Origin of the sequence: Cognatilysobacter bugurensis (assembly GCF_014652095.1) — a bacterium.
Taxonomy (GTDB): domain Bacteria; phylum Pseudomonadota; class Gammaproteobacteria; order Xanthomonadales; family Xanthomonadaceae; genus Cognatilysobacter; species Cognatilysobacter bugurensis.
On the sequence record NZ_BMYD01000005.1, the window covers coordinates 149513 to 162535 of the forward strand.

Genomic DNA, 13023 nt, shown 5'->3' on the forward strand with positions numbered 1-13023 from the left:
GGCGCGTCACGGTCCTGCTACGGCAAGCACTCATCGTGTGAAGTTAAAGTGTTGCGTGAGGTTTAACGACTCGTTAACCTGCCCCGGTCCGGTTTCGACCGGCGCCATGCACCATGTCTTCCCGGTGTCCGCCGGGCTTTTGAAGGAGGCTTCGGCCTCCTTTTTCTTTGCCTGTCGCCTGTCGCCTGTCGCCGTCGCCTGCCGGCTAACGCTCAGCGCGGCCGCACGGCGCCGATGTCGACGCGCACCGCGTCGCGCACCCGCACTTCGATCTCGCGCTCGGCCGAGGCGTCGAACGCCCACGGCAGCGGCAGGTTGTCGGCCTGCGCCGTGAGCCGGTGCGCGCCCGTCGCGACGCGTGGAAACTCGAACTCGCCCGCGCCGTCGGTGCGCACCGAGTAGCGGCCGTCGAGCACGACGGTGATGTTCGCCGCCGGTTGCTCCGACGCGGCGCGCACGCCGTCGCCGTTGTCGTCAAAGAACACGCTGCCGCGGATCGTGCCCGCGGCAGCACCGGGCGCGCCGCCGAGCACGCCGCGCGCGCGTCCGGCCTCGCGCTCGTAGCGCAGGGTAAGGAAGGCGGCGCGCTCGCGCGGCACTGAGATGAACGGCACTTCGGTCACCAGTGGATCGAGCACGAACGGCGAGCGTTGCGAGCCGCGGTTCTGGTACAGCGTCGAGGCGAGCGTCCAATGCGGCGCGAGCCGCCAGTTCGCGGTCAGGTGCAGGTCCAGGCCGCGGCGTGCGAGCACCCCGTCGGCGCTGAGCCAGCGCACCGTGCCGTCGATCGACAGGCCGTCGCCGAAATCCCGCCCGCCGTCGAGCGCGAGCGTCGTCGTGCCGGTGCGGTCGCCGGTGTCCTGCGCCAGTTCGCCGTAGGCGGCCGAGGCCGACAGCCGCGCGCCGGCGCGCAGATCGAACGCGTGGTCCAGGCCGAGCTGCCAGCTCGTCGCCTCGCCGCCGTCGGCCTGGTCGAACTGCAGCCGCGTCTGGCCGCGCGCGTGGCGCCAGTCGGCAAACAGCTGCGCGCTGTGCGACCACGCCGGCGCGCGCCGCAGCGACAGGCTCGCGCCGTAGCCGAGCGTCGGGCTGGCCTGGCGACGCGCGAAACCGGTGCCGTACGAGCCGTCGAAGCCCGCGCCGGACACCGACGCGATGCGATCGACGCCGAGGTTCCACACCCAGCGTCCGTACTGGTAGCCGAGCCGGTAGTAGCCGCCTTCGACGTCGTTGTTGATCGGCAGCGCGCCCCAGCGCAGCCCCGGGTCGAGGCGGAATAGGCCCAGGCCGTGCACATGGCGGCCGCGGCGCAGGCTCGCGTCGATCCACGCGCCTTCGGCGCGGCCGAGATCGCTGTCGCTGCCGAGCAGGTTCATCTGCACCCGATCGCGTGCGTCCTGCCACGCGGCGGTGGCGTGCAGCGCGCGCGTGCGGGCCGGCTCGAGGATTGCCTCGCCCTGGGCGTCGGGCACGATGCGGCCTTCGGTCGCGAGCGCGGACACGGCGCCGGCCCAGGCGGGCGACCACGCCCACTGCCCGCCGAGCGCCCCGACCTGGCCGTCGGCCGGGTCGAAACCGGCGACCCGCGCGCCCGTGTACAGGCCCGCGCGCCCGAGCGCCGCGTGCCAGCGCGTGGTTCCGCGGGTCCAGTCGGTGCTGGCGCCCACAAATGGCGCGGTCGGCAGAAAAAAGCGCGGCTGCGTGCGCAGCAGCGGCACCGCGGGGGTGTTCAGCACGCCGAGGCCGTTGTCGACGCGCCAGTCGCCGTCGAGCGCGAGGCCGCGCTGCCAGAGCGTCGCGCTGCCGCCGAACGCATTACTGCCCCGGCGGCGTTCGCGGTCGCTGCGAAACAACGCGGCATCGAGCGAGAAGCCGCCGAGGTCGGCGCTCTCCCAGAAACCGTTCACGGCCACGCCATGCTCGTCGAACGCCTCGTCGCCGCGCTCGTTGCGGCTGGCGCTGAGCTCGACGCGCAGTGAGCGCGGCAGCCCGTCGTCGCCGGGCTGCGGGGCGTCTTCGTCGGGTGGCAGCGGAGCAAGGCGGTCGGGCGCGATCACGCGGTCGCGGTATGGCGCGGGCGGGGCTGCCGCCGGCGTGTCGGACGCGCTGCCTCCTGCGACGGGCGCCGGTTGCGTTGACGCGCTCACGGCCGGACGCGGCGACTGCGCCGCCGCCGCGCCGGTCGCCGCCAGCGCGGCGCCCATCGCGAGCGCGAGCGCACGCCTGCGCAGCCCGCCACCGCCGGGCACGCCGGCGCTCATGGGGCGATCGTGGTCTCGACGTCGACGTGCTGCCGGCCCGCCGCGAGTTGGCCGGACAGGGTCACCGGGAACACGAGTTCCGGCGGCGGCGCATCGGGCCGGTCGCTCTGCGCGGTGAGCGCGATCGCGCGCGTCTCGCCGGCCAGGATCGGCTGCGTCGACGCGGTGAATGCGTAACGACGACCGCTCGCGTCGCGCCCTTCGACGAGCCCGTCGAGCCGGCCGTGCGCGTCGCCGCGATTGCGGATCTCGAGCACCGGCACGCGGCGGCCTTCGACGACGGCCGCGCGAGCGCCGCTGACCTCCAGTTGCGGAGCGGCGTCGCCGACGCCGACGTAGACGATCACCGCGATGCGCCCGGCGACCGGCATCGCCACCGGGCCGTCCAGCGTCGTCGGGTCGCCCTCGACCATGATCGCGAACCGGCATTCACCCTGCGGCGCATCGGCCGGGACCGCGACCTCGAAGCGGTAGCGGCGCTTCATGTTCGGCTCGACGACGAGCTCGGGCGCCTCGATGCCGACCCACGGCCGGCAGCTGCCGGGCGCCAGGTCATACGAGAATGAGGCCGCGCCGTTGGGATCGAGCGTCCAGTCGGCGGTGCGCAGCGCGTAGCGGGCGCGGGTGTCGGAGACGTTCGTGATCTCGATGACGTTCCGGTACGTCGAGCCCGGCGCGACGCGGTCTTCGAACCGCGGCGGCGTGACCAACGCGGAAAAGCCCTGGGCGAACGTGAGGCCGGGGACGAGGGCGCAAGCACAGGCCACTGCGCGCAGCGCGCGACGCGAAACGATCACGGCGACTCCAGTTCGATTTCAAAAGCAAAATGCAGTTGTTCGGGGCGCACAAGCCGCGCGCCGTCAGCGCGGATCGTGAGCTGCTGCACGTCCTCGAGCTGCGGCCCGCGCAGCGGTCCGGCGTAGACGAGCGCACGCTCGCCGTCGCGCAGCGCGCCCGGGAGCAGCACGCCGCGCGTGGTCCAGTGCGCGTCGACGCGGGTGCCCGCCTGCGGCGGCAGCGTCATGAAGATGCGCGCCTGCCGGCCCTGCCAGGGCGCAACGTCGAGCCGCACCCGCACCGCGACCTCGCCCGAGACGGTCGGCGATGCGTCGTGACGCCCCGCGGGCGTGTCCCAGCGCATGCGCAACGGGCCGCCGAGCACTTCGCTCGCATGGTCGTCGACCGGCAGCGCGGTCTGGGCGCCGGCGAGCAGCGGCGCCGCAAGGAGGAGCAGCGCAAGCCGGGCAATGCGGCGGCTCACGGCACGGACAACGTGTAGACCACACGCGCCTCGTAGGTGCCTGCGCCGACGACCTGCCCGTTCGCGTACGAAAAGCGCAGGCAACTCTCGCGCCAGGTGTTGCGACGGACGGTCGCGAGCGTCTGCGGACCGGCGGTGTCGTCGAACGCGCCGGCGGGCACAGGCTGCGCCGCGGTGCCGTCACCATTGCCGGTGCTCGTCCAGCTGATCTGGGAGAGCGGGATCGTTTGGCCGTCCGCCGCGATGAGCGATGCGGGCGCGTCGACGATCAGCACGCCGTCGGACAGGCCGTTGTTGCCGCGCACGAAGCCGCCGACATAGACCTCGTCGGCGTCGCAGAACGTGTAGCTGTCGTACGAGCTGGTGCGTTGCGTCGTGTTCGCCGACATCGGCCGCGCCCCGGCCCCGACGGCTGCCGCGGGCACGGTGACCGACACGCGATTGACGACGCCGGACTCGCCGGGCCTGCCATCACTGTCGAGGAATGTGCCCGCCCCGCCATCGCCCACGCGCAGGAACGCGGAGCGGGGCCCTGGATTGATCGACACCACATACGCCGCCGCCGGCGCGCAGGCGGCGGCGAGCAGGGCGGTCAGTGCGAACCGGGCGCTCGGGCGCAGCATCGATCGAACTCCTGAAACAAAGAAACCGGCCGCTGGGCAGCCGGTTCCATGGCAATGCTTCCAACCGTGGGAGCGCTTACGGCATTACGGCGGTGTAGACGACGCGGCCGCCGTTGGTGGTGCCTGCGCCGCCGTACGTGCCGGGCGCGTAGATCGCGCTGTTGGCGAAGCTGAAGGTCCAGCGCGCCTCGAGGTCGACGACCTTGCCCGACGCCGGCGTCAGCGTGACCGGCGCGCTTGCGCCGTTGACGAGCTCGGGTGCCGGCAGCGCCGAGCCGCCGGACGCCATCGGCGTCGATGCCGTGTCGATCTCGCTGAAGGGAATGAAATCGCCATCGCCATTGCTCAGGCCGGTGCCGGCCGTGGTCGCGGTCAGCTGGATCGCGCCGTTGTTGCCGCGGACCTTGGCCGTGACGCTGCCGTTGCCCAGGTCGCCGCCGGTGCCGGCCACGGCGCCCGTGCCCAGCGCCGCAGCGCTCGGGGCGAACTGGATCAGGTCGACGGCGGTGTTGTCCGCCTTGTTCGTGCCGGTGCCGACCTGCAGGAACAGCACGCGCGGGATGGTCACGCGGAAGTCGAGCTTCGCGCTGGCATTGCCTGCGCCGTCGACGAAATCAGACTCGGCATGGGCCGCCAGCGGCGCGGTGGCAAGAGCGGCGGTCAGCAGGGACGCTTTGAGCAGGTTCACGGCAACACTCCAGGCAGGCGTGGGCGACTGGCGCCAAGGATGCGACGGATCTCGCAATTTACGTGCCAAGTATTCCACGCTCGCGCCAGGCTTCTGACGCAATATTTCGTGATTGCGGTCGCGCTTTGCACGACTAACGTGAAGGCCGTGACAAAACGCGCGGGCTTGGGTCTCGAATCGCGTCAGGTTTGGACGCGGTCCGGCAGCCCGCTCGCCGAACCGGGACCGGCTTGGCTTGTCCACTGGCGCGACCGTGGACAAGATGCGGCTCGCCCGCCGGAGCTGCCGTGCCGATCCTCCGCCTCACCACCGTCGCCGCGCTGTGCCTGCTCGCCGCCCTCGCTGGCTGTGAACGCACGGCCGCGCCCGCGCCCGCGCCGCCGCGGCCGGTCGCGCCGCCCGGGCCCGTGGCCGCGGTTGAGCAGCGCCTGCGCGAGCTGCGGCGCAACGACCTCGACGTCTACGCGCGGCACGCGGTTCCGCCGACGCTGTATGCGCAGCTCGAACGCGCCTGGCGCGAGGACCGCACGCGCTGGCCGCTCACCGAACTTCCGCTCGACGACCGCCTGCCCGGCGCGCTCGCCGCGCTTGCCGAACCCGGCGCCGAGCGCCGCCTGCGCGCCGCCTATCGCCGCGAGTTCGCCGGCGCACGCACCGAGCTGCGCTCGGCCGTCGACACGCTCGGCGTGCTTGGCGAACGGCACCTGATGTCCGAGCCCGGCTACGGAGAAACCGAGCGCGCGCATTACCTGCAACTGGCCGGCGCGCTGCAGAGCTGGGGCCGCAGCGCCGCGCTCGCCGACGCGCGACGGGCGAATCCCGCGATCGAGCGGCTCGTCTCTGCCGCGCGCCGCACGCGGCTGGCCGGGCCCCACGCCATGCGCGACGCCGGCCTCGACGCCAGCCTGCGCCGGCTCGGTCCGTTCTTCGGCGCCGTCAAGGACGTGTTCGCCGACTACGGCTTCGACCTGGATGCGGCGCTCGCGGACGCGCGCGTCGAGCCGGTCGAACAGCGCGGCGACCGGGCACGCGTGCGACTGCGGTACACGCTGGCCGGACGCGCGATCGACACGCCGCTCGACCTGCAGCGCATCGACGGCCGCTGGTACTTGACCGACACGCTCGCCCACGCGCGCTTGGAAGCCGACCGCCCGGCACCCTGATCAGCCCGCGGCGCGGGCGCCGCGGGTCGAATCGGCATAATGCGGCCGATGCCCAAGCAAACGCCCCTGCCGTTTTCCGAGGCGCCCGACGCCGCGGGTGCTTCGCCCGAGGCGTCGGCCGCCTCCGATCTGCGCGAGTCGCACGCCGCTGCAGCGCCCGGCCCGGACGTGACCGACGTTGCGACCGCGATGCCGCCCGCAGCACCGGCCGACGGCGCATCGCCGTTGGCGACCTTGCCGCTCGGGATGCCGCCTGACGCCGCAGCCGCGGTCGACGACCCGAGCCGCACGATCGACGCTGCCGAGCCGCGCCAGACGCGCCGCCCGTCGTGGTGGATGCGGCTGCTGGGCCGGATCATTGCGCCGTGGGTCACGCTCAAGATCGAGCCCAAGGCGCCGCTTGAGCACGCGCCGCAGGCGTACGCCGGGGGGCCGGTCTGCTATGTGCTCGAGGACTACGGGCTTAGCAATGCGTTGATCCTCGAGCGCGCCTGCCGCGAAGCCGGCCTGCCGTCGCCGCTGCAGCCGCTGCCAGGCGACCCGGTCGGCCGCAAGCGCGCCTACGTCGCGCTCTCGCGCCGCAACGCGGGCGGTCTCGCGCCGCTGCCGGCCGCCCTGTCGACGACGATCACGAACTCGCCGCCGCCCGCAAAGACGCACTCGGGCTCGCTCGCGCGCCTGCTCGAGGCGCACCGCGCCGATCCCGCGTTCGACGTGCAGCTCGTGCCCGTGTCGATCTTCGTGGGTCGCGCGCCCGACAAGTCCAGCGGCTGGTTCTCGGTGCTGTTTTCGGAGAACTGGACGCTCGTCGGCCGCTTCCGCCGGCTGCTCGCGATCGCCCTGAACGGCCGTGGCACGCTCGTGCGCTTCAGCCCGCCGGTGAGCCTGCGTGCGATCGTCGATGAGGGCCTGCCGCCCGAGCGCACGGTGCGCAAGCTCTCGCGCGTTCTGAGAACGCACTTCCGCCTGATCCGCGCGGCGGTCATTGGTCCCGACCTGTCGACGCGGCGCCTGCTCGTCGACCGCGTGCTGGCCGCCGAGCCGGTGCGCGACGCGATCGCCGACCAGGCCCGCCGCGACAAGACGCCGATCGACGATGCGTGGAAGAAAGCCCACGCAATGACGTACGAGATCGCGGCCGACTACTCGCACCCGGTCGTGCGCTCGCTGAGCTTCATCCTCACGCCGGTGTGGAACCGCATCTACCGCGGCGTGCTCGTGCACCACCTCGACCGTCTCAAGCAGGACGCGCCGGGCTTCGAAGTCGTCTACGTGCCCTGCCACCGCAGCCACATGGACTACCTGCTGCTGAGCTACCTGATGTACACGCGCGGCATCGTGCCGCCGCACATCGCCGCCGGCATCAACCTCAATCTGCCGGTGATCGGCACCGTGCTGCGCAAGGGCGGCGCGTTCTTCCTGCGCCGCTCGATCCGCGGCAACGCGCTGTATTCGGCGGTGTTCTCCGAATACCTCGCGCAGCTCGTCTCCGGCGGTTACTCGATCGAATACTTCATCGAAGGCGGTCGCTCGCGCACGGGCCGGTTGCTGCCCCCGAAGGGCGGCATGATCGCGATGACGGTGCGCGCGTTCCTGCGCCAACCCACACGCCCGGTGCTGTTCCAGCCGGTGTACATCGGCTACGAAAAGCTCATGGAAGGCCGCAGCTACCTCGACGAGCTGACCGGCAAGCCGAAAGAGAAAGAATCGATCTGGCAGCTCGTGACCGGCATCCCGCGCGTGCTGCGCAGCAATTACGGTCAGGTGGTCGTGAACTTCGGCGAGCCGATCCGCCTCGGCGACGTGCTCGGCGAATGCGCGCCGGAATGGACCGGCACGCCGCTGCGCGACGACGAAAAGCCGGCATGGCTCGCGACCGCCGTCGACACGCTCGCGCAGCGCATCCAGGTCAACATCAACCGCGCCGCCGACGTCAATCCGATCAACCTGCTCGCACTCGCGTTGCTGTCGACACCGAAGCACGCGATGGCCGAAACGGATCTGCTCGCGCAGATCGCGCTGTCCAAACGCGTGCTCGACGAGCTGCCGTACTCCGACCGCGTCACGGTCACGCCGCACACGCCGGCCGAAATCGTCGCCCACGGCGAAGAGATCGGCGTGCTGCGCCGCACCGCGCATCCGCTGGGCGACGTGCTCGCGGTCGATCCCGAACAGGCCGTGCTGCTGAGTTACTTCCGCAACAACGTGCTGCACCTGTTCACCGCTGCGGCGTGGATCGCGTGCTGCTTCCAGCACAACCGCCGCATGAGCCGCGCGCGCGTGCTCGAGCTCGGTCGCAGCGTGTACCCGTTCCTGCAGGCCGAGCTGTTCCTGCCGTGGGACGAGGGCACATTCGTGGGACGGCTGGAACGCACGATCGGCCTGTTCATCAGCGAGGGCCTGCTGCAGTTGGCCGACGACGAAAGCGGCGTGCTTGCGCGCAACGCGGCGCAGAGCGACGAAGTATTCCGCCTGCGCGCGATCGGCCACTCCCTGCAGCAGGCGTTCGAGCGCTACACGATCGCGACCTCGGTGCTCGTCAAGAACGGCCCCGGCACGCTCAGCGCCGGCGAGCTCGAGACGCTGTGCCAGCTCGCCGCGCAGCGCCTGAGCTTGCTCTACGCGCCGGCCGCGCCGGAGTTCTTCGACAAGACCCTGTTCCGCGGCTTCATCCAGAAAGCCCGCGAACTGCGCCTCGTGCGCACCGACGAGCAGGGCAAGCTCATCTTCGACGAGCGCCTCGACGCCTGGGCCCGCGACGCCAAGGTCATCCTTGGCCGCGAGCTGCGGCACTCGATCGAGAAGGTGAGCCCAGAGGCGGCCACGCGCGGCGAGGCAGCGCCCCCGGCGGTGTGACGCCTGCGGCGAGTCGGCTCAGGCCGGCTCGTCGGGGATCAGCGCGCTTTCGAGTCGCGCGATGCAGTCCTTGAGCCAGAGCTTGCGCTTCTTGAGGCGCAGCACGGCAAGTTGGTCGGCGCGCGCATCCGGCGCGAGGCGCTCGATGGCCGCGTCGAGGTCTCGATGTTCCTCGCGCAGGGCGGCCAGGCGGCGGGCGATCTCGGTGGGCGATGCGTTTTCGAGCATGCGTCGCAGCTTAGCGCGGCCCGGCTTCAGCGACACCGCGGGCCCCGCCGGTAGAATGGCCGGCCGCCGCCCGGTTCGCCCATGAGCTCGATCCTGCCCCTGCACCCGGCGTCCGACGCCCTGCCGCTTGCCGAACCCGCGCCGCATGTGCCGCGCGCGCGCCGCGGCGCGCACGAGGCCGACCGGCTCGCCAAGCGCCTGCGCCACCAGGTCGGCCGCGCGATCGCCGACTTCGGCATGATCGAAGACGGCGACAAGGTCATGGTGTGCCTGTCCGGCGGCAAGGACAGCTACACGATGCTCGACATCCTGCTGCAGCTGCAGAAGAAGGCGCCGGTGCGCTTCGAGCTCGTCGCGGTGAACCTCGACCAGAAGCAGCCGGATTTTCCCGAGCACGTGCTGCCGCAATACCTCGAGTCGATCGGCGTTGCCTACAAGATCCTCGAGCAGGACACGTACTCGGTGGTCACGCGCGTGGTGCCCGAGGGCAAGACGATGTGCTCGCTGTGTTCGCGGCTGCGCCGCGGCGCGCTGTACACATACGCCGAAGCCGAAGGCTTCACGAAGATCGCGCTCGGCCACCACCGCGACGATCTGGTCGCCACGTTCTTCCTGAACCTGTTCTTCCACGCCAAGCTCTCGGGCATGCCGCCGAAGCTTCTGAGCGACGACGGCAAGCACGTCGTGATCCGACCGCTCGCATACGTCAAGGAAGACGACATCGCACAGTACGCGCAGGCCAAGGGTTTCCCGATCATTCCATGCAACCTGTGCGGCTCGCAGGAGAACCTGCAGCGCAAGCAGGTTAAAAAGATGATGGACGCCTGGGAGCGCGACACGCCCGGGCGCATCGAGACGATCTCGCGCGCCCTCGGCGACATCCGCCCGTCGCAGCTCAGCGATCCGAAGCTGTTCGATTTCCTCTCGCTGGGCGCGCGCGCGGATGCGCCGCTGGATGCGAACGCGTGGCTCGCCGGCGACTCGCACGCCGACGAAGGCGCGTGAGCGCTCCGCGCTGGGAATCGGCGGCCTCGTCGTGCACGTACCCGCCGCTGCGTGCGAACCAGCCGCTGACAGGCATTCGCTGTCTGCGGAAGCCACGCGCTCAACGCGCGGGCCGTCGATCGAGTGAAGGCCGCATCTGCGCCGATCGTTGCGGCGCAACGGCAGCCATGACAGCTCCCGCAAATCACGAATCACGAATCACGAATCCCGAGACCTAAATGTTCTTTCGCAACCTGACGTTCTTCCGCTTCCCGACCGGCACCGACTTCGAGACGCTCGATGCCGGCCTCGACGCCTGCCAGCTCAAGCCCGTCGGTCCGCTCGAACTGTCGAGCCGCGGCTTCGTCTCGCCGTTCGGCCGCGACAGCGAGCTGCTTGCCGCACGCCAGGGCGATGCCCTGTGGCTCACCGTCGGTGGCGAAGACCGCCTGCTGCCGGGGGCCGTCGTCAACGAGATGCTGCAGCGCAAACTCGAGGAGATCGAGGCGAAGGAAGGCCGCAAGCCCGGCGGCCGCACGCGCAAGCGCATCAAGGACGAGCTGATCACCGACCTGCTGCCGCGCGCGTTCATCAAGCCCTCGCGCACCGACGCGCTGATCGACCGCGCGCTTGGCGTCGTCGCGGTCGACACCTCGAGCCGCAAGAGCGCTGAGAACATCGTCAGCGAGATCCGCCGCGCGCTCGGCAGCTTCCCGGCGCTGCCGCTCAATGCGGAAGTCGCGCCGCGCAGCGTGCTCACGTCGTGGGTCGCCGGCGAATCCTTGCCTGAAGGCCTGAGCCTGGGCGAGGAATGCGAGCTGCGCGATCCGATCGATCAGGGTGCGATCGTGAAGTGCCAGCGCATGGAGCTGACCGGCAACGCCGAGATCGACAAGCATCTGCAGTCGGGCAAACAGGTCACGCGGCTCGCGCTCAATCTCGACGATCACGTGAGCTTCGTGCTTGGCGAGGATCTGATCGTGCGCAAGTTCAAATTGCTCGACGGCGCGGTCGACCAGCTCGAGTCGAACGACACCGACGACATGCACGCCGAGCTCGATGCGCGCTTTGCGCTCATGAGCGGCGAGCTGCGCCGGCTGTTCACCGTGCTCGAAGGCGCGCTCAAGCTCTCGAAGGTCGAGGCCTGAGCGAGGCGGTCGTGCGCGCGGGGGCAAGGAGGCGTTCGATGTTCGGTGCCCCGACGCCACCCGCGCACGGCGATGCGCACGCATGCGGCAACTCGCATGCGGCGTCGATCGCGCATCGCCGCATGCGGGCGCGATGCATGCGCGACGCGATCCACTGATGTTCGGCCTGCGCGCCAGCCCGAAACCGCGAACGATCGAGCGCGAGACCGTCGCATTCGCGCTTGCGGACGGTCGCATCGTCGAGATCGTGCGCGTGCGCGATCCACGCGCGAAACGGCTGCGAATCACCGTCGACCTGCGCGGCGTGCGGCTCACGGTACCGCCGCGCGCGAGTGCGAAAGCCGCCGATGCGTTTCTCGCCTCGCACCGCGAGTGGCTCGCCAGTGCGCTCGCGCGGCGCGGCGACGCGCCGGCCGGCCTGCAGCCACACGTCACTGCGACGCTGCCGCTGCGCGGTGTCGACGTGCCCGTGCATTGGCACGCCGCGCGACGCGTGCATGTCGAATGCAGTGACGACGCGATTGCGTTCCACGTGACCGACGGCGCCAATGACGCGACCGTGCGCGGCGCACTGCGCGACTTCTACGAGGCGCAGGCGCGCGCCGACGTCGGCCGCTGGCTGCCGCGCTACCTCGACGGCCTGCCGCGTGCGCCGTCCCGGCTGCGCCTGCGCACGATGTCGACGCTCTGGGGTTCGATGACACGCGACGGCGCTCTTACGCTGGACCTCGCGCTCGTGCTCGGCGCGCCGGCCGCGTTCGAGTACGTGCTCGTGCACGAGCTCTGCCACCTGATCCACATGGACCACTCGCGCGCGTTCTGGCACGAGGTCGAGGCGCGATGCCCGGACTGGCGCGAGCACCGCGCCTATTTCCGCAGTGACGGTCAGGCGCTCAAGCCGAAGCTGCACGCACTGTGTCGCGCCGGCTGACGCGACATCGCGACAGCGTCAGCGCGACGCAGGCCCGCGCAGGAAGTCGGCGATCGCCGCCGCGACCGGTGCCGGATCGTCCATGTGCAGGTGATGCGCGCCGGGCAGGCCGATGACTTCGACCTCGCGCAGGCACGCCGAGCGCGCCTTGCGCGCGGCTTCGGGGAAGAAGCGGAACGCGGGCTCGGCATGTACGAGTCGCACCGGGCATTCGATCGCGGCGATCACGTCGCGCATCTGCGCTTCGGTCATGCGCACCGCGGTCGGGCGCGTGAGGCGCGCGTCGCTGCGCCAGGTCAGGCCGACGCCTTCCGGCGCCGGCGCGACGCCGCGCTCGACGATGAGCCGCGCGCTCGCGTCGGTGAGTTCGCCGGCCTGGCGGCGCGCACGCACCGCGGTCGCGATGTCATCGAAGCGCCTGCGACGCGCGCCGGCCGGTTCGCCGTGCAGCGCGAACGCCTCGCGCAGGCGCTGCGCGGTGCGGTCTTCGGTTTCGACCAGGCCGCCGAGCGCTTCGATCAGCGCAACGCGCTCGATGCGCTCGGGCGCCGCGGCGGCGAGCAGCGTGGCGCTCGCCGCGCCCATCGAATGCCCGAGCAGCACGAAGCGCGACCAGCCCAGGGCATCGGCCGCCGCCAGCGCGGCGCGCGCGGCCGCGAGCAGTGTGTATTCCGCGCAGGCGGGCAGGTGCGCGCTCGCGCCGTGGCCCGGCAGGTCGAGCGCGACGAGGTCGAGGCCAGGCAGGTGCGGCGCGAGCGGCACGAAGCTCGCTGCGTTGTCGAGCCAACCGTGCAGCGCGAGCACCGGCGTGCCGTGGCCGTTCCCGAAGCGCAGTGCGGCGAGCCGTCCGAAGACGGTGTCGAGCGTGATCTCGCGCATG

Annotated in this window: 12 protein-coding genes; 5 read left to right on the top strand and 7 right to left on the bottom strand. The window is 71.3% G+C overall.

Annotation, left to right across the window (positions count from 1 at the left end; translation table 11 throughout):
• Positions 1-212 precede the first annotated feature (212 nt).
• The 5 genes from IE075_RS13600 to IE075_RS13620 all read right to left on the bottom strand — a co-directional run bounded on the left by IE075_RS13600 (position 213) and on the right by IE075_RS13620 (position 5094).
• Complete coding sequence (locus IE075_RS13600; protein ID WP_189457554.1) at positions 213-2261, bottom strand: carboxypeptidase-like regulatory domain-containing protein; 2049 nt, start codon at positions 2259-2261, stop codon at positions 213-215.
• The gene (locus tag IE075_RS13605) at positions 2258-3058 is read right to left on the bottom strand and encodes a hypothetical protein (protein ID WP_189457556.1); all 801 of its coding nucleotides are present in this window, start codon (positions 3056-3058) and stop codon (positions 2258-2260) included. Before IE075_RS13605 ends, IE075_RS13600 begins: the two co-directional genes overlap by 4 nt.
• Positions 3055-3522: a hypothetical protein gene (locus IE075_RS13610; protein ID WP_189457558.1), complete on the bottom strand. Its 468-nt coding sequence runs from the start codon at positions 3520-3522 to the stop codon at positions 3055-3057. The genes IE075_RS13605 and IE075_RS13610 overlap by 4 nt, the downstream gene beginning before the upstream one ends.
• Positions 3519-4145, bottom strand: coding sequence for a hypothetical protein (locus tag IE075_RS13615; protein WP_189457559.1), 627 nt, complete (start codon positions 4143-4145; stop codon positions 3519-3521). Before IE075_RS13615 ends, IE075_RS13610 begins: the two co-directional genes overlap by 4 nt.
• A 76-nt stretch (positions 4146-4221) precedes the next feature.
• Entirely contained in the window at positions 4222-5094 is an 873-nt protein-coding gene (locus IE075_RS13620) for a hypothetical protein (protein ID WP_229792533.1), read from the bottom strand.
• Positions 5095-5120: 26 nt separating this feature from the next.
• Between IE075_RS13620 and IE075_RS13625 the strand changes: the two genes are divergently transcribed.
• A complete protein-coding gene (locus tag IE075_RS13625; protein WP_189457564.1) occupies positions 5121-5996 on the top strand; it encodes a hypothetical protein in 876 nt (291 codons plus the stop codon).
• Between the two features lie 48 nt (positions 5997-6044).
• Positions 6045-8852 (top strand): glycerol-3-phosphate 1-O-acyltransferase PlsB, encoded by a 2808-nt coding sequence (gene plsB, locus IE075_RS13630; RefSeq protein ID WP_425489379.1) that lies wholly within the window; start codon positions 6045-6047, stop codon positions 8850-8852.
• 18 nt (positions 8853-8870) lie between these two features.
• Here plsB and IE075_RS13635 read toward each other — a convergent pair whose 3' ends face one another.
• Positions 8871-9080, bottom strand: a complete 210-nt coding sequence (locus IE075_RS13635) for a YdcH family protein (protein WP_189457568.1) — start codon at positions 9078-9080, stop codon at positions 8871-8873.
• 81 nt (positions 9081-9161) lie between these two features.
• Between IE075_RS13635 and ttcA the strand changes: the two genes are divergently transcribed.
• From ttcA to IE075_RS13650, 3 genes are all read left to right on the top strand, one after another.
• Complete coding sequence (gene ttcA / locus IE075_RS13640; protein ID WP_189457570.1) at positions 9162-10085, top strand: tRNA 2-thiocytidine(32) synthetase TtcA; 924 nt, start codon at positions 9162-9164, stop codon at positions 10083-10085.
• 218 nt (positions 10086-10303) lie between these two features.
• Complete coding sequence (locus tag IE075_RS13645; RefSeq protein ID WP_189457572.1) at positions 10304-11212, top strand: recombination-associated protein RdgC; 909 nt, start codon at positions 10304-10306, stop codon at positions 11210-11212.
• Between the two features lie 157 nt (positions 11213-11369).
• Positions 11370-12143 (top strand): M48 family metallopeptidase, encoded by a 774-nt coding sequence (locus IE075_RS13650; protein ID WP_189457746.1) that lies wholly within the window; start codon positions 11370-11372, stop codon positions 12141-12143.
• Between the two features lie 18 nt (positions 12144-12161).
• On the opposite strand, the gene IE075_RS13655 is transcribed toward IE075_RS13650, so the two are convergent.
• Complete coding sequence (locus IE075_RS13655; protein ID WP_189457574.1) at positions 12162-13022, bottom strand: alpha/beta fold hydrolase; 861 nt, start codon at positions 13020-13022, stop codon at positions 12162-12164.
• Position 13023 lies beyond the last annotated feature (1 nt).